This window comes from Spiribacter sp. 2438, assembly GCF_009676705.1.
Lineage (GTDB): Bacteria > Pseudomonadota > Gammaproteobacteria > Nitrococcales > Nitrococcaceae > Spiribacter.
This window is the reverse complement of the sequence record NZ_CP046046.1, coordinates 830,604-849,347: the sequence shown is the minus strand read 5'-3', so window position 1 is coordinate 849,347 and position 18,744 is coordinate 830,604. Positions and strand designations below refer to the sequence as shown.

Below are 18,744 nucleotides of genomic sequence, written 5' to 3'. Positions count from 1 at the left end.
GAGCCTCAGCCGGTCCAGGCCTGCAGGAATTCATCCAGGTGGGGGCGCTGCGCGTCCACCAGCGCCTCGTGCACCCGCTGGCATTCGTTGTCGTAGCCCTCGCTGTCCAGGGCGCCGCGCATCAGCTCGAAGCGCAGCCACAACAGATAAGTGTTGAGCACGTCGTGCTCACAATAGTCGCGAACCGCCGAAAACTCACCGGCTTCGATGCGGGCGCGGACATCCGCGCCGCTCATGCCGAGTTTCCCGGGGAGACCACAAAGGGTGGCCACCTGGTCCAGCGGCGCCACCGCGCGGCCTGAATAGCCGGCGAGGACATCCATCAGATCGGTGTGCCGTTCATGAAACCGGTTCAGATAGTTATTGAACCGAAAGCCGCGATCTTCCTCGCCCTGCTCCCAGTAGCGCGGCGCGCTGATGCCATGGATGAGCGCCCGATAGTGAAGCACCGGCAGATCAAAGCCGCTGCCATTCCAGCTCACCAGCTTGGGGACGTAGCGCTCGATGCCCTCGTAGAAACGCTGAATCAGGGCGGCCTCGTCATCGCCCCCCTCTCCCAGGGAGAACACCGTAAAGCGATCACCGATACGGGCCGCCACAGAAATCACCACCACCCGATGCAGCGGCAACCGCAGGAAATCGCTGCCGGTTTCCTCTCGACGCATGGCCAGCATTGCCTCCGCGGCGGATCGGTCATCCAACCCCTCGAGCCCGTGCAGCCGACGGCCCCCGGCCGTGTCCGGAACCGTCTCGATGTCGAAGGCGAAAATGTTCATTCGTCGGGGAACACGCCGCTGGAGAGATAGCGGTCCCCCCGGTCACAGACGATGCTGACGATGGTGGCGTTTTCGACCTGGCGGCAGATCTCCAGGGCGGCCCAGAGCGTCCCTCCGCTGGATATGCCGGCCAGGATGCCCTCCTTCGCCGCCAGCTGCCGGGTCATCTCCTCGGCCTCTTCCTGGCCCACCTCGACGATCCGGTCGATGCGATCCGGCTCGTAGATGGCCGGCAGATAGGCCTCGGGCCATTTGCGGATGCCGGGTATGCTGGCGCCCTCCCGGGGCTGGGCTCCGATAATCTGAATGGCCGGATTCTGCTCGCGCAGATACCGCGACACCCCCATGCTGGTGCCTGTGGTACCCATGGAGCTGACGAAGTGGGTCACCGTTCCCCGGGTGTCACGCCAGACTTCGGGGCCGGTGCCGGCGTAGTGGGCGCCCCAGTTGTCCGGATTGGAAAATTGATCAAGGACCCGGCCCTCGCCGTTGGCCTGCATTTTCATCGCCAGATCCCGGGCGCCTTCCATGCCCTCTTCCTTGCTCACCAGCACCAGCTCGGCACCATAGGCCCGCATGGACGCCCGGCGTTCTGTGGTCATGTTGGCGGGCATGATCAGGCGCATGCGATAGCCCTTCACCGCCGCGGCCATGGCCAGGGCGATGCCGGTATTGCCGCTGGTGGCCTCGATGAGCCGGTCACCCGGCTGAATCTCACCCCGGGCCTCCGCCTGGGCGATCATGTTCATGGCGGGACGGTCCTTCACCGAGCCGGCCGGGTTATCGCCCTCCAGCTTCAGCAAAACCGTGTTCGAGCCGGTGTCCGCCAGGCGCTGAAGCCTGACCAGCGGGGTGTTTCCGACGCACTGATCAACGGTTGGATAACTCATGGGGGCAGTGTAAATGATATGTTTTTGACATGCAGATGAGCGCCATTGCGACGGTGCGAAGCGACTTCACTGATCGCTTCGGCATCCCGCGCCAGCCCGGCCTGGTGCCGGCGTCGCGGGGCGAGATCGTGATGACGCCGCCCTACGATGACCCCGACGCGCTCCGGGGGCTGGAAAACTGCAGCCATGTCTGGGTGATCTTTGGCTTTCATGCCACCGAGCCGGGGAACTGGCGTCCCACGGTGCGTCCCCCACGCCTCGGCGGCAATCGCCGCTACGGAGTATTTGCGACCCGCTCGCCCTATCGCCCCAACGGCCTCGGCCTGTCGCTCCTCACCCTGACCGGCCTGCTGACGCCGGCGGGCCGGGGCCTCGCCGTGGCGGGGCTGGATCTGCTGGACGGCACACCGGTTTACGACCTCAAACCCTACTTGCCCGCCATTGAGGCTCGGCCGGATGCCACACCACCCGCCGGCTTCGAGACCGTCCCCCCGCCGCTCACTGTAGTGTGGAGCCAGCCGGCTCGCACCCAGGCCGAAACCCTGGCGCCACGCCAGCAACAGCTGGTGGAAGAAACCATTGCCGCGGACCCCCGGCCCGCCTATCAGACCGGCGGGGACACCGCCGTTCACCGGACTTATGGCATGCGAATCGCCGGCCACGAGGTGAAGTGGCGGGTCCATGATGACACCGCCACCATTGAGGCCATCCAGCCCGCTGGCGAAGGCGACTAGAGACAACCCCGCGGAATGCGCCGGTGCCAGTTCCGCGAAAATACCCGGTGGCCGGCTTCCCAGGCATCCAGCTCCGCATAGACATGGAACGCCTCGGTGTCCGCCTGAAGCAGGGTTCGGGTACGGGTCTCGATGGACCAGTCGTCCCGGGCCAACTGGCGCCAGGCAATCACCTCGCCCTCGATGCTGCCGAAGTCCTCCCCCACCGACCGGTAGTACTCCCGGGTGGCATCGCCGATTTCCAGATCCACGTCCTCGATCCGGTAGGTGCCCTCATCCTTGGTCACTTGCAGCACCGAGGCGCTGGTCTCCAGGTCACGGTGCACAATCCAGCGGTGCTCGGCCTCCTGCTCCCGAGTCTTGACCGTGGGGTCGGGGAAGTCCGGGCGGTCGAACGAGACCACCGGGGCGTCCATGGACGCGTCCCGAACCGGCAGATCGAGGGAAGTGCCTCCGGCCAGTACGTCCATGCACACCGGCTCCGGGGAGGGCCAGATCAAGGGCCAGTAGGAAGTCGACAGGGACAGGCGCAGGCGATGTCCGGTGGTGAATCGGTGACCGAAATGATTCAGCGGGACCTCCACGGTGATTTCTTCGCCGGGCTCGATGCGCTCCGGGGCGTGGTGACCCTGCCGGTGGTTGAGGTTGAACACCCCGTAGGTCACGCGGGTGGCTTTGCCATCCACGGCCACGTCGGATATGCGTGCCGCCACCTGGGCCACCGGGCGGTTGACCCGACACCGCAGCGTCAAGGTCGGCGCCCCGAGCAACTCCAGCGGCTCTTCCAGAGCGTCGGTCTCAAAGACCAACGCACCGCCGTCCTCCTCCCGCTGGTCATAGGGCAGGTCCGGACCGGTGGAATAGCTGCACCACTTGCCGGCAAACAGGCCCAGACTCAGGGGTGATTGCAGGGTATAGGCCCGCTCGGTCTGCTCCGGCGGCTGGTGCTCCAGCGCGCCGCCGTTGGCGATATAAAGGGTCCGGGTTTCAATCTTCGGCGATGGCCAATGCTTTTCGCCGACCCAGCGCCCGGGCCGATGGTGATAACGGGTGGCCGGCTCCGCCGCCTCCTGCACCCACGCCCGCAGCATGGGCTCGTCCATGACGTCGTTGTCCTGCGTTTTAAGCCAGCGATCCCACCAACGCAGCGTTTCGCCCTGAAAATCAATGGCCGGTCCCGGCACGCCCTGATGGGGGTATTTGTGGCTCCAGGGCCCCACCAAGCCCTGACGCGGCACGGAGAGTCTTTCCATTAATCGGAACACCGCGTCGGTGTAGCCGTCCGCCCAGCCACTCACCGCCATTACCGGGCATTGAACGGCGTCGTAGTCCTCGCAGATGGAGCCGTGGCGCCAGTAGTCGTCCCGGGACTGGTGCTCCAGCCAGCGAATCAGCCAGGGATCATTGGCCTCGAGCCGCTCGTGCCAGAGGGCTCGCCAGTCCTCGCCGCGCAAATCCGGATCCGGCGGCAGGCTGTTGTAGGCGAACATCACCGACGCCCAGGACAGGTTGTCCCCCAACAGGCATCCACCCATGTAGTGCACGTCGTCGGAATAACGGTCATCCGTGGAGCAGACCGTCACCACCGCCTTGAGCGCCGGTGGCCGCATGGCCGCAATCTGCAGGCCATTGAAGCCACCCCAGGAGATACCGATCATGCCCACCTGGCCACTGCACCAGTCCTGCTCTGCCAGCCACTGGACCACCGCATAGCCGTCATCCAGCTCCTGCTGGCAGTACTCATCGGTCAGAATCCCTTCGGATTCACCACTGCCTCGCAGGTCCACCCGCACACCGGCATAGCCGTGCTCCGCGTACGACCGATGCAGGGTCTCGTCGCGGGCGCGGGTGAAATCCCGCTTTCGATACGGAATGTATTCGAGAATGGCCGGAACCGGTGACTCCGAGACATTCTCCGGCAGCCAGATCCGGGCCGAAAGCGACACGCCATCGGCCATGGGGATGCGGACATCCTCGTGAACACGGACGGACATCAACCCTCCTCGCTGGATTCGTTGCGTATGGCCAGACGGGCCGGCGGCGCACTCCCCTTTTTGTCCTCCCCGAAGTAGAGCGTCGTATGGGGGAAGGGAATTTCGATCCCGGCCTCGTCAAAGACTTCCTTGACGGTGCGGTTCATGGCTCGACCCACCGCCCACTGCATGCCGGCGGTGGTCCGCACCCGCACCCGGATGTTCACCGAACTGTCCCCGAGGGAGGTGACGCCATCCACTTCCAGCGGACCCGTCACTTCGGGGCCGATCACCTCGTCCTCGCAGAGCCGCGCGTAAGCCTTGTGGAGGTGTTCAATCACGTCACCAATGTTTTCCCGGTAGGCGACACCGTACTGCCCCAGATGGACACCGAAATCCCGGGTGAAATTCGACACGGTGTCCACCGAGGAGAAAGGCACCACGTGCAGCGTTCCGGAAAGATCGCGCAGACCCAGGGATCGGATGCTGAGCCGCTCGACGGTTCCACTGATGCCGCCGGCGGTGATGAAGTCATCGGTATGAATGGCGTCCTCCAGCTGGATGAAGACCCCGGTAATGATGTCCTGAACCAGTTTCTGAGCGCCGAAACCAATGGCCAGACCAATCACACCGGCACCGGCAATGAGGGGGCCGATGTTAATCCCGATCTCCGCCAGCGCCACCATGCCGGCAATGGTCACAATGGCAATCGCCAGGGCGTTGCGGAACAGCGCCAGCAGGGTTTTCTCCCGGGCTCCCGGTTCCCCCTCACCGGTGTCCGGACTCAGCCGATACTCAATCCAGCTAACCGCCGCCAGCCAGGCCACCAGCGCAATCAGCAGAATGACCAGCACGCCGGCCACGGCACCCACCACGGCGGCACCCGTGGGCCCCGCCAGCCAGCTGCCCATGTCCACCAGGTTCCAGATATGCAGCAGCAACCCAAACGCCACCGCGGCGATCAACCCATGAACCACCAGCAATACCCGCGGCAACCAGAGCCGCAGCCGCTGGCCCAGCATGGGGTGGCGCTCAACAAAACCCGCCGGGATGGGCGGGCGTTCCCGCAGCAGGATGCGGCTCCAGAAACCCGCATACCCGGCCAGCAGCAGGGTCACCACGCTCCACAGCGTGGCGGTGCCGACGAACACCAGCGCCGGGGTGGAGCCGCTGAGGCCCACCAGGACCACCGCCAGCGCATACCCGCCGGCGATCCAGTGCCAGATCGGTGCGACGGCGGAAAGGACCGGGCCTACAACGCCCTGGCGCCGCCCGGCGGCCAGACGCCTGAGCCATGCCGCCACGGGCTCGCGGGCATCCCGAAGCGCCCGCAGGATACCAGCCAGCAGGCCCAGCACCACGATTAAGGCCAGCAGGCGGGCCACGCCCTCCATCCAGATCGCGACACCCCCCGCGATTAGGAACAGGCCGTAGGCACCGAACCCCACCAGGCGGACAAGACGGGTACGCCACACAGATGCCGTCGGCTCATCCACCGGCAACAGTCGCGCATCAGCCATGGTGTCGGTGAGAAAGACATCCAACAGCAAGCGCCCTGCGCCCGTAGCCGCGAACGCCAGCAGAATTGCTTCCGCGAGCCTCGCGCCCACTGGATCATCAAGGAACAGCCCCACTACAACCAGGTAACCCGCGCCCAGCGCAACCGCCAGCGCTGCGGCATTGAGGATCAGAAGCAACGCCATGGCCAACAGCGTGCGGAAAGGCTGGAGCCGGGCCGGCAGACTGGCCACTCGTCGTCCGCCCGCCCGGGCCCATCGGCGGGCCAGCCGGCCCGTGACCAGATGCACCGCCACTAGAATGCCGAACACCGCCACCAGCTGAAGCACCACCACCGCCGCCTGTGGCTGGATGGAGGCGATGAGCTCATCAATCCCCTGAATATCCGTCAGCAGGGCGTTGAGCCATGCCATCAGGTTCTCGCGAAGCTGAGTTATCCATCCCACGGTTGCATTGCCCTGTTGCTCCAGCATGGCCTTTCCGTAACGCTCATGAGTTGCCGGCGAGCATATCATCGGCCACAACCCGCCCTGAAAAAGATCCGATTCGCGGCCCGGGGAAAAATTGTTGCAACGCACCAAACCCGTTGATATATTGCGCTGCAACAAGGTCAAGAGCGGCCTTGGACCTTAGCAAAGAGACGATGAGGACAGTGCAATGAGCAACGATACCTTTGACAAGTACAACGAGCAGGCCGAGAAGCTTTTCATGGCGCCGACCCGTGATTACGCCAAGCTGGCCATGGACTATGCGGAAAAGCTGATCGACGCGCAGATGGAAGCCGCCCGCACCTACAGCGAGATCGGCATGCAGCAGGCGCGTGCCGCGCTGGAGGTCAAGGACACCAAGGCGCTGCAGCAGTACGCCGAAAAGCAGCAGAAAGTGGCCAAGGATCTCAGCGAGCGGGTCAAGACCGACGCGGAAAAGGTCGTCGCCATGAATCAGGATTTCGTGAACGAGGCCCGCAAGCTGGTCGAGTCCAACGTCAAGACGGCCTCCGAGACGGCGACCCAGGCCACCACCGGTACGCAGGGCGGCTCCAAGAGCAAGTAACCCGCCACCGGATCCGGACCGCGGTTCGGATGATCCAGACCGCCGGCCTTGGGCTGGCGGTTTTTTTATGTCCGCCCCCCCATCTGCTCGCGGGACGGGTGAACGATGTATCATCAAGGCAATGAAAACCCGCCGTTATTCCCTCCTGCTTGCAGCGGTCTGCTGGCTTGCCTTCTCACCGGTCAACGCCCAAATGGAGGCCCCGGTGGTGGTGACCCCGGTGGAATCCGCCCGTCATGCGCAAACCATTCAGGCTGTGGGCCAATCGCGGGCTCTGCGCTCGGTAGAACTTCAGGCCGAGAGCAGCGGCATCGTCACCGAGGTACTCATCGAGGCCGATCGGCGGGTGGAAGCCGGCGATGTCCTGTTGCGCCTGGATGACCGTTCCGAGCAGGTGGCGGTGGGCCTGGCTGGCACGCGCCTGGCGGATGCCCGCCAACTGCTGGCCCGCTACCGCCGGGCAGACGGCACCGGCGCCTTCTCGGAAATCACCCTGGACGAAGCCCGGCGTGAAGTGGAGCTCGCCGAGCTTGAGCTCCGGGACGCGGAAATCCGCCTTGACGATCGCACCCTGCGGGCGCCCTTTGCTGGCTTCACCGGCCTCAGTGACATCGAGCCGGGTCAGCGCATTACCGAAGACACGGTGGTCACCACACTGGACAACCGGGAACAGTTGCGGATCCGTTTCTCGGTGGCCGAGCGCCATTATGGCGGACTGCAGATCGGCGAGGAGATCACGGTCGCCGCCTGGGCACAGCCGGGGTCACAGCCCTCCGCACGCCTCACCCGCATCGACAGTCGAGTGAGCGCCAGCGACGGCACGGTGAGAGCCGAGGCGCTGCTGGACAACGCCGAAGACCGGTTTCGGCCGGGCATGCGCTTTCGGGTATCCCTGGACCTGCCGGGCGACAGCCACTGGCGAATCCCGGAAACCGCCCTCCTCTGGGGCGACGATGGCGCCTATGCCTGGCGGATCCGCGACGACCAGGCCGAGCGGGTCCGCCTTGACCTGATCAGCCGCAACGGTGCCCATGTGCTGGTGGACGGGCCGTTAGATGAGGGCGATGACATCGTCAGCGAAGGGGTTCAGCGCATGCGACCGGGCCGGGCGGTGCGCGTGATTGATTCCGCCACCCTGGATAACTACCCCGCCCTCGAAGCCATGAGGGACACTCAGGCCGATGGCTGACGCCCCCCGCGGCCTGCCCGCGCTGGGCATTCGCCGGCCGATTCTGGTAGCGGTGATCAATCTGTTGATCGCCATCGCCGGCGTGGCGGCGCTTCTGGGAGTTGAAGTCCGGGAGCTCCCCGACGTCGACCGCCCCCGCATCACGGTCACCGCGGCCTTCCCCGGCGCGGCCCCGGAAACCATGGACGCCGAAGTCACCCGTCCCCTGGAAGGGGCCGTGGCCCGGGTGGCCGGCGTGCGCTCAATTTCGGCCTCCAGCGAAGAAAGCAGCACCCGGATCGTGGTGGAGTTCGACCCGGACAGCGACCTCGACACCGCCGCGGCCGACGTCCGGGAGGCCGTGGGTCGTGTCGAGCGGTCACTGCCCGAGGGCGTGGATCGGGTCAGCATCATCAAGGCCGATCAGGACTCCAGGCCGGTGGTACGGGTCGCTGCGCTCACCACCGAACTGGGGCTGGAAGATCTGACCCGGCGCATCAATAACGACGTGGTGCCCGCGCTGAATGCCATCCCGGGGGTGGCGGATGTCTCGGTCTTCGGTGATCGGGAGCGAGAGCTGCGGGTGGTGCTGGACCCGCTGCGCCTGGCCGCTCATGGACTGGACACCCGGGACGTCATCGACCCGCTGCGTGATGCCGATCTGGACGTGCCGGCGGGCAGCCTGCGGGCCACCGACCTGGAGCTTCGCGTGCGCACCGAAGCCGTGCTCGATACCCCGGCCCGCATCGAAGCCCTGGAAATCCGCCCGGGACTGCGTCTGGGTGATATCGCCCATGCGGTATTCGCACCGGCCAATGCCCGCAGCAAAGTGGAGCTTAACGGCGAGGCCATCCTCGGCATGGGCATCATCCGTCAGGCCCAGTCCAACACCCTGGAAATCAGTGCCGGGGTGGACCGGGTGCTGGCGGAACTCAACCCGCGCTTCACGGACCTTGAACTGGTCAAGACCTCGGACGATGCGCGCTTCATTCGCAGCGCGATTCAGGAGGTGCTGATCACGCTGGCCGCCGCGGGGTCCATCGTGATTGCTGCCATCTGGCTGTTCACCGGGTCCGGGCGCGCCACGCTCATTCCCGCCATCACCATTCCGCTGGCCCTGATCGGCACCGTGGCTGCCATCTGGGTACTGGGGTTTTCCATCAACCTGATTACGCTGCTTGCCCTGGTGCTTGCCACCGGGCTGGTGGTGGATGACGCCATCGTCGTGCTGGAAAACATCCAGCGTCGTCGGCGCCAGGGCCTGGGAGCCAGTGCGGCAGCCTTACTGGGCACGCATCAGGTGTTCTTTGCGGTGGTAGCCACCACCATGGTCCTGGCATCGGTGTTCATCCCCATCTCCATGATTCCCAGCACCGCCGGGCGACTGTTCCGCGAATTCGGGGTGGTGCTGGCGGTGGCCGTGGTCATTTCGTCCTTTGTGGCGCTGTCGCTGGTGCCGGCGCTGACCGCGTGGCTGCTCCGGCATGAAAAGCCGCCGGGCGCCCTGGTCACCGGGCTGCGACGCTTCGGCCAACGCCTGGCCGACCTGTACCTGCGCCTGCTGACGGGCCTCCTGCGCCGACCGGTGGCCGCCTCCACCATGGCGGCGCTGGTGCTGGGCGCCGGTGGCTTTCTGTTCCAGCAGATTGACCAGGAACTGCTGCCCTCCGAAGACCGCAGCCTCCTCTTCATCTCCGCCACCGGGCCGGACGGCGCCGGCCTGAGCTACAGCGAACAGCAGGCCTGGCGCATTCAGTCCCGCCTGGAGCCCTGGGTCGAGAATGGCGAAATCGCCCGAGTATTCACAATCGCCGGCCGTTGGGATCCCAACCGAATCTTTGTGGTCGCGCCGCTGGTGGACTGGGACCAGCGGGACCGCAGCCAGCAGACCATCATGGGCGAAGTCCAGGCCGCGCTGGCGGATCTGCCCGGTGTCCAGGCCCGGGTGGGCAGTTCCAACAGTCTGGGCCTGCGGGGCGTGGGCGGCGGTCTGGAGATTGCCCTGCTCGGGGACGACTACGAAGAAATCTATGTCGCGGCCCAGAACTATGCCGCCGCCATCGAGGACCGGATCCCCGGCCTCAGCCAGCCGCGCATCGGCTACGCCGCAACGCAACCGCAGATGCGGGTGGAAATCGATCGCCAGCGCGCCCGGGAGCTGGGGATTTCTCTGGATGGCGTGGGCGATGCCATCGAAACCATGGTGGCCGGTTTCAAGATCGCCGATCTCAGCATCGCTGATCAGTCGATTCCGCTGCGACTGCAGGCTCGCCGGGACACCCTCACCCGGCCCTCCGACCTGGAACTGATCCAGGTACGAAGCGATGAAGGGGCCATGGTGCCGCTGTCCACGTTTGTGAGCCTGCGCGAGGAAGGCGTGCCCGCCGAACTCGACCGTCAGGCCCAGCGCCGCGCTATTAATATCGGACTGTCCATTCGCGACGACTACCCCCTCCAGCGGGCCGTGGATGAACTCCGCCAACTGGCTGCGGAAGAACTGCCCCAGGGGGTGAGCTTGCTTACCACCGGCGAGGCGGAAACCCTGGAGGAAACCCGCCGGGACATGACCATCACCTACCTGCTGGCGCTGGTGATCGTGCTGCTGGTGCTGACCGCGCAGTTCGAGAGCGTCATGAGCGCGCTGGTGGTGATGGCGACGGTGCCCTTTGGCCTGGCCGCCGCGGTGTTTGCCCTGACCCTCACCGGGACCTCCATCAATATCTACTCACAAATCGGACTGCTCCTGCTCATTGGCCTGATGGCCAAAAACGGCATTCTGCTGGTGGAGTTCGCCAACCAGCTGCGGGATCGGGGCGAGTCGGTGCGTGACGCGGCCCTGGGCGGGGCCCGGGTCCGCCTGCGGCCGGTGGCCATGACCACCATCGCCACGGTGCTCGGCGGTCTGCCGCTGATTCTGAGCGGCGGCGCGGGGGCGGAAAGCCGGTCCGCCATTGGCTGGGTGGTGTTTGGCGGCCTGGGAATGGCGGCATTTTTCACGCTGTTCCTGACGCCGCTCATTTATGTGGCGCTGGCACGTTTTGCCCGGCCGCGTGCCGCCTCGGCGGCCATCCTCGAGGAGGAGCTGGATCAGGCAGTCAGCAACAACGCCAGTAGCATCGCCGGCAGCGCGAACAAGTGACTGAGCGTGATAACGCTGGCGATCAGGGGTACATCACCGTCCATTTGCTGGACCAGTACATAGGCGGCCGCGGCGGTGGGACAGGCGAGAAAGATCAGGGCCAACCGAAGTTCCTCCGACCCCAGGCCCAGTGCCATGCCGATGACATAACCCGCCACCGGCCCCACGCTGCACTTTAAAAACGCTGCTGCCATTGACCATTGCAGGTGACCCCGCAAGCGGCTGACCTGAAGCCCGGCGCCGATGCCAAGCAGTGCCAGCGGCAACGCCATCTGGCCGATGGCGCCCAATGTCCGCGAGGCCACCAGGGGCAGTGAAAAGTCGGACAGGGCCACGCCCAGGCCCACCACCGTCCCGATCAGGATCGGGTTGGTCGCCAGCCCGATCAGCACCCGTCGAGCGGTCTGCAGCACCCGGGTCGGGCCATGCAGCTGCATGAGTGTCACCGCCACTACGTTGTAAATCACCACCAGCGGCACGAACGCCACCAGTGCCGCCGACTCATAAGTGGACGCCTGGGAAGTGCCCGCAAAGGCGTAAATCACCACCGGCAGGCCGATAAAGGTGATGTTGCCCCGAAAGGCGCCATGGACAAAGGTCACGAGGGATCGACCCGGCATGCCCCACAGCCCCGCCACCAGGACCGCGACGGCGATACTGACGACGGTGGCGAGCACCAGAACCAGCAGAATGCCCAGCACGCTACCAAAGTCGGGCGCGGCACTGCCGATGCGCTCGATCAGCAGCGCCGGCAGACCGACCCAATAAGTCAGGCGGTTGAGCTCCCCAATGGCCGCCGAGGAGATGAATCCGGTCTGGATCAGTCCCCGGCCCAGCACGATGATGAGCACCACCGGCGCCAGAATCTGCAGGATGGTGATCAGGCGGTTGTCTCCCGGTCAGTCCCTGTCCTTGTCCGGTGAGTCCCGCCGCTCGAACTCCCCTTCGATCACCCGGTGGCCTTCCCGGTCCCGATAAACTGGCCCCTGCCCGGATTCATGCGGGCCACTCGGCCCACCGGGCGGGCCATGCCGGATGACCAGCCGACCCACCGCCAGACTGACCATCCAGCGACGGGTCGGCGGCAGCAGACACAGAAAACCCAGAAAATCCGTGACAAAACCGGGGGTCAGCAAAAGCACGCCCCCCAGCAACAGCGCCACGCCCTCCAGCAGCTCGAGGGCCGGCAACTTCTGCTGATCCATGTTCTGTCGCGCCCGGTTCAGGGTCTGAAGCCCCTGCTGGCGCAGAAAAAAGGTCCCCAGCGCAGCGGTTCCCAGGCACAGCGCGATGGTTTCCAGGCCGCCGATGATGGAGCCGATTTCAATCAGCAGAAAAATCTCGCCCAGCGGGACGGTGACGAAAAGAATCAGGGCAAGGGGCACGGTGACTCCAGCAGGTGAATTGAATTAGGGTTAAGCCTAACATTGTCGTCGGGCCCGGATCGGGGCACCAGGAGGCCGACATGAGAGATCGCCGGGCCATGGCAACCATTGCAGCCCTTCTGCTGGCGCACGCCAGCGTCGGAATGGCTCAGAGCGATTTCACGGGCTGCGTCGAGACCATTGAGCGCGAGGCGGTCCAGGACCATCAGGTGAATCCCGTCACCGCCCGCACCCTGCTGGCTGACCTGACCCCGAGCGCGCGAGTGCTTCAGCTCGATCGTCAGCAACCGGAGTTCACCAGCACTCTCGCCGGCTATCTGGACCGGCGGGTCTCCGAGTCCCACGTCCGCCAGGGGCGGGCGCTGCTGGAGGAGCACCAGCCACTGCTTGACGCCATCACCCGGGAGTACGGGGTGCCGGGGCGGTATCTGATCGCGTTCTGGGGGCTGGAAACCAACTATGGCCAGTACACCGGACGGCTTTCCACGCTTCAGTCCCTGGCCACCCTGGCCTGCGATCCACGGCGGGCGGATTTCTTTCGCGGTGAGCTGATCGCGGCGCTGCAGCTGGTGGACCAGGGCACGGTACAGCCGGATCAGTTACGGGGTTCCTGGGCCGGGGCGCTGGGCAACTTCCAGTTCCTGCCCAGTGTCTACCGCGACTATGCGGTGGACGCCAGTGGCGATGGTCGGGCCGACCTCTGGGAGAGCTTCGAGGACGCCGCCGTTTCAGCGGCCAACTTCCTGAAGGCCCGTGGTTGGCAGGCGGGTGAACGCTGGGGACGGGAGGTCCTGCTGCCCGCTGACTTCGACCTCGACCTGCTGGAGCAGCGTCAGCCCCTTGAAGCCTGGGCGGATGCGGGGCTGCAGCGGGCCGATGGCGCTGCCCTGCCCGTAGCGGATCTGGAGGCGCAACTGCTCCTGCCCGCGGGGGTTAATGGTCCGGCGTTTCTCGTCTACGAAAATTTTGACGTCATCATGCGCTGGAACCCCTCACGCTTCTATGCTCTGGCGGTGGGGCGGCTGGCGGATCGACTGGCCGGCGCCGGCGAGTTGACCCGTCCGCCACCGGCAACCGAACCGCTGGCCATTGAAACTGTCCAGCGCATGCAGGAACAACTCAACGCCCTCGGCTTCGACGCCGGCGAGCCGGACGGACGCATCGGGCCGGTGACGCGATCCGCGCTGCGGGCCTTTCAGCAACAACGCGGTATCCCGGCGGACGGATTCCCGGATGAAGTGACCCGACAACGTCTCGATGAGCAGGCGCGGGAGATTTGACAGATGACCACAGCGACAGGGAGAACCAGCCATGTGGAATGATCTGATGCGGCGGTGGATGGAACTGGCTTTCTGGTGGGTACCCGGCCAGAAGGACAGCGATTCGGCTTCGAGGGGTTCCGCACCGGAGGCACCGGCCCGGCAGCCAGAACCCGCGCCCGAGCCGGAGCCAGCGCCGGAGCCTGAGCCGGAGTCTGCCTCCGCCCCCCCTGCCCGACCCGAGCCCGAGCCAACCCCTCAGGCCTCCGCGACCACCGCGTCTGACGCGGCGGGTATCGACCTGACGGACATCAAGGGTATTGGGCCGGCCATGGCCAAACGCCTTGAAAAGCTGGGGATTTCCTCGGTGCTGGAACTGGCCGATGCCGATGCCGCGTCGCTGACTGAGCAACTCAAAGCGGACGGCGCCGTGGTCTCCGAGGCCAAGGTGGCAGGCTGGATCGAGGCCGCCAGGGGGTAATCCCGGAGCATCGGTTGTAATCGCCCGAGGCGGGGCTACCATGAGCGGTTTGATTGCGAGGTATGAGGATGAAAACCGCTGGGGCAACGCCCGAGGATCTGCTGGCGCCTTTCCATGCCCTGAATGAGGGGCAGGTGTGCATTTCGGCGGCTCAGGGGAGCCGATTCGCCAAACACATCGCCGGCGACCACAACCCGTTGCACGATGAAGACGCCTCCCGCTTCTGCGTACCCGGCGATCTGCTGTTTGCTCTCATCGTTCAGCGATGTGGTCTCGCCCGGGTCATGCGGCTGCAATTCCGCGGCATGCTCCGCGGCGACACACCGCTGACTTTTCCGGACGCCCCCGGTGAACAGTTGGCAGTCACTGACGCCCAGGGGCGGGAATACGTCATCGCCCACTACGAAGAACCGCTGACCACGCCCTCGGCGGCCCTGCAGGGGCTGATCCAGCAGTACGTAGCCTGTTCCGGGCAGACCTTTCCGGGCCTGCTCCATCCGCTGTTGCGCGATCAGGGTGTGATGTTCAACCCGGAGCGGCCCCTGGTGGTCTACGACAGCATGGGCATTCAGCTGCAAGCGCCGTTGACCGAGCCACCGGTGGTGCGGCTGCGACACTCCGAGCTCACCGTCAGCGGCAAACGCGGCGAGGTGGATTACCAGTACGACATCCTGCAGGCGGGTCGCCTCATCGGCGAGTGCTGGAAGAAAATGCTGATCAGTGGCCTGCGCCCTTACGACGACGCGGCCATGGAGTCCATGATCGAGCGTTACCGACAGCGCGCCGCCGCGGCCGCGGCCGGTTGAAACGGCCTCAGCCGTCGGCCAGCCAAGCGCTGGCCACCGCGATCACGATCATCAGGACCAGCAGCACCCACCCGGCGATAGCCTGCGGCGTTATCCGGGGAGCGGTGGCTTCGTGCTTCGCCACCTCGGCGGCACGGCGTCGGGCCTTGACCACCAGATAGACGGCCAGGGCTACCGCCAGGGTCAAAAGAATCTGTCGAATCAACCGGGGTCCCCTTCAGTGATCCGGCGGGCATAGATATCGCCCGAGCCGGCAGTTCGAGCATTCTGCCTGATCCAGCCCGCCATTGCCTCGGGCCCCTGCCATGGCTCGAAAGCCAGCCGCCGTCGCTCCCCCTGCACCAGGTTATAGCGGTATTCGCCCAGTTCACCCAGCCGGGTCATGCAGGCCAGCGCAATGTCCTCACCGCCGGCGACAAACTCGAAGGATAACGCCGGCAGGGGTTGTGAAAGCCCCTGCAGAATCGCGGCCTCATGCCCCTCCACATCGATTTTGCAAAAGCTCGGCACCCCGTACTGCGCAATCAGGTCATCCAGAGTGGTCACGGGTACCGTCACGGATCGACCCCACTCCACCGCCTCGAAGCTGGCGTTGTCCTGGCCGATCCTTCGCGTCCATTCCCGGGACAGGGTGGCCAAGGTCGGATGACGATCGCTGACCGCCAGACTGGCCTCGCCAGCCGCCTCGCCCACCGCCTCCGCCAGCACCACCACCTCGGGACGACGCCCCAGACGCCAGCTCAGATAGCGCCGCGGACCGGGCTGTGGCTCGCAGGCGATCACCCGGGCGCCCAGCGCCGCGAACGCCCAGCTGCGGTCGCCCACATGGGCGCCGATATCAAACACGGTGTCACCGGGCTGAACGAACTGCCGGTAAAACCGCCGTAATCGCGGCTGTCGCCAAGGCCCGCCGTAAACCAGCACCGAGCGCATCAACCCCAGGGTCGCCGCCATGCTCATGCAAGTGTCCCCCAAACCACCCAGCCGAGCCCCACCAACGCCACCGCCCCGAGGGCCAGCGCCAGCAGCCGTCCCATCTGACCCCGAGCGATCACCACCGCCAGACCCAGCTTGACCAGCGTATTGGCAATGGCAGCCAAGACAATCCCCCGCGCCGCCACTTCCGGGGTCAGGTCGCCGCCGGCCATGCGTCCGAGGGACAGGGTAATCGCATCCACGTCACTCAGCCCGGAAATGGCGGCGAGCAGGTAAATCCCCGCATCACCCGCCCAGCGCCGGAAGGCCTCCGCGAGCAACACAATGCCCACCAGAAACACACCGAAACGAAGCGCCGTGGCCAGTTCGAAAGGCCGATGCATGGGCGGATGACCCTGCTCTCCGGCGTCTGCCGGTGCTCTGGACACCAGCCAGGCCACGCCCAGCAGCCCGGCGACGGTCAACAGTCCAATGGGCAGGTAAAGCGCCGGCAGCAAGGCGGGGGAGACCAGGCCCACCAGCAACAAAATGCGCGGGAACATGGTGGTGCTGGCAATGGCCACCGCCCCTGCGAACAGCGGCTGTAGTCGAGGCTGATCGCGACCCGCCCGGGAGAGCGCCAGTGTCAACGCCGTGGATGAGGCCAGGCCCGCAAAGAGCCCGGTGTAGAGCACTCCGCGGCGGGGTCCCATCAAGCGGACCGCGAAATGCCCGGAAAAGCCGATGGCGCTGATGAGCACCACCATCAGCCAGATTTCATAGGGGTTCAGGGCGTTCCACGGCCCGTAGCCCTCGGCAGGGAGCAGCGGCAGAATCACGGCACTGATCAACGCCAGCTGCAGGATCGCCCGCACTTCCGGGCCATCCAGTTGATGCATGAGCGCATGGAGCCCCGGCTTGGTGCCCAGCAGAAGGGCGGTGATGACCCCGCCGGCAATCGCCGGCAACGGGTATCCGGTGGTGGCCAGGACGCCCAGCAGAAAAGCGAGCACCGAGGACACTTCGGTGGTGATCCCGGCGTCGCCGTTTCGACGGAAGGTGCGTCGGTAACCCAGCAGCAGCAGCACCCCGAGAACCAGGAACACCGCCACCACGATGACCACGCCCAGATGGGCGGCGATGAGTCCCGCCACGCCGCCGCTGAGGGCGATCAGGGCAATGGTCCGCACCCCCGCCACCCGATGACCTTCGGCGGCCTGACGCAGCCACCAGCCCCGTTCCAGCCCGATCACCAGACCCACCGCCAGAGCGGCGCCCAGCCCTAACCAGTGCTCGGCGTCCGCCATGGCGTCAGGTCCGCCGGCCGGGTTTAATCGTTGCCCTCCGACTCGCCGCCGGGATGCGCCAGGCCCACGGCCTGATCCAGGCGCGGGTGGTTGCCCCGGAACGCTGCCGCCAGCCGGCCCGGCTCGGATTCCTCGACGTCCATGGCCCGCAGGGTGGCCGCCACCGCATGGGTGCAGGCCAGCACATCGCGGGTGCAGCCGCTCTCCGAGATGGTGTGCATGTTACGGATGGGCATGCCCACCGAGGTGGCGGCACAGTCCACGTTGCCCAGCACGCCCGCCATGCCGTCGGTGCCGGTGTCGGCGCCCACCACGTCCCGCTGCATGGGGATGCCCTCGGCCCGGGCGACGGCTTCGATGCGCTGATTGAGCTGCTCACTGACGATGGAGCCGACACTCATGGTGAAGCCCTTGCCCATTTCAATGGGGGCCATGCGCTTGTCACCGATCCCCGGGGCGGCCACGTAGTCGTGGTTCACATCAACGCCGATAATGGCGTCCGGCCGCATCTCGCTGACCAGCACCCGACTGCCGAATCGCCCGATTTCCTCATAGGTGGCCGCCGCAAACAGCATCCGCACGTGCTCGGCGCCGCCGGCCTCCGCCACCAGGCGAGCCGCCTCGGCGGCGACGAAGCATCCCAGCCCATTGTCCAGGTACGCCCCGTAAAAGGTGTCCGGGCCGAATCCGCGGCGAATCGGCCGATTCATCAGGATGCTGTCCCCCGGGCGGATGCCCAGCGCCTCCACCTGCTTTTTCTTGTCCGCGCCGTGAATCTGCAGCTCCACATAAAGCTGCTCCTTGCGCACGCCCTTGTCGCCGGACCGCAGCTTGGGATCGGCGAAATGGATGGCGCCCAGCGCCTCCACCGTGCCGCCGTCCAGGCGTCGATACTGCCCGGGGTTGTCCGGATCCTCGCTGAACACGCTGACTTCGTGCCCGATCAGGGTGGTGGGCAGGAAGGAGTCGCTGTTGATCCAGACCTTGCCGTCCTCACCGATGCTGCGCACCTGCATGCGAATCTTGTCGGCATGGCCAATTACCATCACCGTAAAAAGATCATCCCGCCCCGGATGGGTGTCGAGCACCACGCCGGCATGACCCTTGAAGTTGTGAACCTGCCAGCCGGCCGGGGCGATGCTTTCGAAATGAGGTTTCAGCACGCCCTCGGTCATGGCGGCCTCGAGCCCGATGGGGCTGGGTGCCGCCAGAATGTCATGCATGAGGTGGAACTGGGCGTCGGGCATCGAGGCCGCCCAGGGCTTGGCATTATCGGCCATATCAGGCTCCCTGTTGTTGTTTCACGAAAGGTGAGACAGCCGGTAGGATAACGTGACTCA

At 65.7% G+C, this 18,744-nt stretch carries 17 protein-coding genes; 7 read left to right on the top strand and 10 right to left on the bottom strand.

Annotated features, from left to right (window positions below; translation table 11 throughout):
• Positions 1-5: 5 nt before the first annotated feature.
• Together GJ672_RS04295 and cysM are read right to left on the bottom strand one after the other, a co-directional pair.
• Entirely contained in the window at positions 6-776 is a 771-nt protein-coding gene (locus tag GJ672_RS04295; RefSeq protein ID WP_154296040.1) for a 3'-5' exonuclease, read from the bottom strand.
• Entirely contained in the window at positions 773-1,666 is an 894-nt protein-coding gene (gene cysM / locus GJ672_RS04290; protein ID WP_154296039.1) for a cysteine synthase CysM, read from the bottom strand. The genes GJ672_RS04295 and cysM overlap by 4 nt, the downstream gene beginning before the upstream one ends.
• Positions 1,667-1,695: 29 nt before the next feature.
• On the opposite strand from cysM, the gene tsaA reads away from it, so the two are divergent.
• Positions 1,696-2,400 (top strand): tRNA (N6-threonylcarbamoyladenosine(37)-N6)-methyltransferase TrmO, encoded by a 705-nt coding sequence (gene tsaA / locus GJ672_RS04285; protein WP_154296038.1) that lies wholly within the window; start codon positions 1,696-1,698, stop codon positions 2,398-2,400.
• Here the strand turns inward: tsaA and GJ672_RS04280 are convergent.
• Positions 2,397-4,394, bottom strand: coding sequence for a CocE/NonD family hydrolase (locus GJ672_RS04280; RefSeq protein WP_154296037.1), 1,998 nt, complete (start codon positions 4,392-4,394; stop codon positions 2,397-2,399). The two genes, tsaA and GJ672_RS04280, sit on opposite strands and share 4 nt — an antisense overlap.
• Positions 4,394-6,364 (bottom strand): mechanosensitive ion channel domain-containing protein, encoded by a 1,971-nt coding sequence (locus tag GJ672_RS04275; RefSeq protein WP_195759555.1) that lies wholly within the window; start codon positions 6,362-6,364, stop codon positions 4,394-4,396. Before GJ672_RS04275 ends, GJ672_RS04280 begins: the two co-directional genes overlap by 1 nt.
• Before the next feature lie 184 nt (positions 6,365-6,548).
• Between GJ672_RS04275 and GJ672_RS04270 the strand changes: the two genes are divergently transcribed.
• The 3 genes from GJ672_RS04270 (at position 6,549) to GJ672_RS04260 (ending at position 11,251) form a co-directional block, all read left to right on the top strand.
• Positions 6,549-6,944 (top strand): phasin family protein, encoded by a 396-nt coding sequence (locus tag GJ672_RS04270; RefSeq protein ID WP_154296035.1) that lies wholly within the window; start codon positions 6,549-6,551, stop codon positions 6,942-6,944.
• Positions 6,945-7,065: 121 nt separating this feature from the next.
• Complete coding sequence (locus GJ672_RS04265; RefSeq protein ID WP_195759554.1) at positions 7,066-8,133, top strand: efflux RND transporter periplasmic adaptor subunit; 1,068 nt, start codon at positions 7,066-7,068, stop codon at positions 8,131-8,133.
• Positions 8,126-11,251 carry an efflux RND transporter permease subunit gene (locus GJ672_RS04260; RefSeq protein ID WP_154296033.1) on the top strand — a complete coding sequence of 1,042 codons (3,126 nt, stop codon included), beginning with the start codon at positions 8,126-8,128 and terminating at the stop codon, positions 11,249-11,251. Before GJ672_RS04265 ends, GJ672_RS04260 begins: the two co-directional genes overlap by 8 nt.
• Here the strand turns inward: GJ672_RS04260 and GJ672_RS04255 are convergent.
• The gene (locus tag GJ672_RS04255) at positions 11,200-12,105 is read right to left on the bottom strand and encodes an AEC family transporter (protein ID WP_154296032.1); all 906 of its coding nucleotides are present in this window, start codon (positions 12,103-12,105) and stop codon (positions 11,200-11,202) included. The genes GJ672_RS04260 and GJ672_RS04255 overlap by 52 nt on opposite strands.
• 45 nt (positions 12,106-12,150) lie before the next feature.
• Complete coding sequence (locus tag GJ672_RS04250) at positions 12,151-12,636, bottom strand: FxsA family protein (RefSeq protein WP_154296031.1); 486 nt, start codon at positions 12,634-12,636, stop codon at positions 12,151-12,153.
• Positions 12,637-12,716: 80 nt separating this feature from the next.
• Here GJ672_RS04250 and GJ672_RS04245 point away from each other — a divergent pair, with 80 nt between their 5' ends.
• The 3 genes from GJ672_RS04245 (at position 12,717) to GJ672_RS04235 (ending at position 15,182) form a co-directional block, all read left to right on the top strand.
• Positions 12,717-13,916, top strand: a complete 1,200-nt coding sequence (locus GJ672_RS04245) for a lytic murein transglycosylase (RefSeq protein ID WP_154296030.1) — start codon at positions 12,717-12,719, stop codon at positions 13,914-13,916.
• A 31-nt stretch (positions 13,917-13,947) separates the two neighbouring features.
• Complete coding sequence (locus GJ672_RS04240; RefSeq protein ID WP_154296029.1) at positions 13,948-14,376, top strand: DUF4332 domain-containing protein; 429 nt, start codon at positions 13,948-13,950, stop codon at positions 14,374-14,376.
• A gap of 68 nt (positions 14,377-14,444) precedes the next feature.
• Complete coding sequence (locus GJ672_RS04235) at positions 14,445-15,182, top strand: DUF3581 family protein (RefSeq protein ID WP_195759553.1); 738 nt, start codon at positions 14,445-14,447, stop codon at positions 15,180-15,182.
• A 7-nt stretch (positions 15,183-15,189) separates the two neighbouring features.
• On the opposite strand, the gene GJ672_RS04230 is transcribed toward GJ672_RS04235, so the two are convergent.
• From GJ672_RS04230 to GJ672_RS04215, 4 genes are read right to left on the bottom strand one after another with little or no spacing between them, the layout of a single operon-like run.
• Positions 15,190-15,387: a hypothetical protein gene (locus tag GJ672_RS04230; protein ID WP_154296027.1), complete on the bottom strand. Its 198-nt coding sequence runs from the start codon at positions 15,385-15,387 to the stop codon at positions 15,190-15,192.
• Complete coding sequence (locus GJ672_RS04225; protein ID WP_154296026.1) at positions 15,384-16,142, bottom strand: FkbM family methyltransferase; 759 nt, start codon at positions 16,140-16,142, stop codon at positions 15,384-15,386. Before GJ672_RS04225 ends, GJ672_RS04230 begins: the two co-directional genes overlap by 4 nt.
• Positions 16,139-17,404, bottom strand: a complete 1,266-nt coding sequence (locus GJ672_RS04220; RefSeq protein WP_154296025.1) for an MgtC/SapB family protein — start codon at positions 17,402-17,404, stop codon at positions 16,139-16,141. The genes GJ672_RS04225 and GJ672_RS04220 overlap by 4 nt, the downstream gene beginning before the upstream one ends.
• Positions 17,405-17,427: 23 nt before the next feature.
• Entirely contained in the window at positions 17,428-18,684 is a 1,257-nt protein-coding gene (locus GJ672_RS04215) for a M20/M25/M40 family metallo-hydrolase (RefSeq protein WP_154296024.1), read from the bottom strand.
• Positions 18,685-18,744: the final 60 nt, after the last annotated feature.

Excerpts from the sequence above, each read along its gene's own strand:
- GJ672_RS04280 (WP_154296037.1), bottom strand. The coding sequence starts at position 4,394 with ATGTCCGTCCGTGTTCACGAGGATGTCCGCATCCCCATGGCCGATGGC.
- GJ672_RS04295 (WP_154296040.1), bottom strand. The coding sequence starts at position 776 with ATGAACATTTTCGCCTTCGACATCGAGACGGTTCCGGACACGGCCGGG.
- GJ672_RS04215 (WP_154296024.1), bottom strand. The coding sequence starts at position 18,684 with ATGGCCGATAATGCCAAGCCCTGGGCGGCCTCGATGCCCGACGCCCAG.
- GJ672_RS04265 (WP_195759554.1), top strand. The coding sequence starts at position 7,066 with ATGAAAACCCGCCGTTATTCCCTCCTGCTTGCAGCGGTCTGCTGGCTT.
- GJ672_RS04235 (WP_195759553.1), top strand. The coding sequence starts at position 14,445 with ATGAAAACCGCTGGGGCAACGCCCGAGGATCTGCTGGCGCCTTTCCAT.
- cysM (WP_154296039.1), bottom strand. The coding sequence starts at position 1,666 with ATGAGTTATCCAACCGTTGATCAGTGCGTCGGAAACACCCCGCTGGTC.
- GJ672_RS04245 (WP_154296030.1), top strand. The coding sequence starts at position 12,717 with ATGAGAGATCGCCGGGCCATGGCAACCATTGCAGCCCTTCTGCTGGCG.
- GJ672_RS04260 (WP_154296033.1), top strand. The coding sequence starts at position 8,126 with ATGGCTGACGCCCCCCGCGGCCTGCCCGCGCTGGGCATTCGCCGGCCG.
- GJ672_RS04220 (WP_154296025.1), bottom strand. The coding sequence starts at position 17,404 with ATGGCGGACGCCGAGCACTGGTTAGGGCTGGGCGCCGCTCTGGCGGTG.
- GJ672_RS04240 (WP_154296029.1), top strand. The coding sequence starts at position 13,948 with ATGTGGAATGATCTGATGCGGCGGTGGATGGAACTGGCTTTCTGGTGG.
- tsaA (WP_154296038.1), top strand. The coding sequence starts at position 1,696 with ATGCAGATGAGCGCCATTGCGACGGTGCGAAGCGACTTCACTGATCGC.
- GJ672_RS04275 (WP_195759555.1), bottom strand. The coding sequence starts at position 6,364 with ATGCTGGAGCAACAGGGCAATGCAACCGTGGGATGGATAACTCAGCTT.
- GJ672_RS04225 (WP_154296026.1), bottom strand. The coding sequence starts at position 16,142 with ATGAGCATGGCGGCGACCCTGGGGTTGATGCGCTCGGTGCTGGTTTAC.
- GJ672_RS04270 (WP_154296035.1), top strand. The coding sequence starts at position 6,549 with ATGAGCAACGATACCTTTGACAAGTACAACGAGCAGGCCGAGAAGCTT.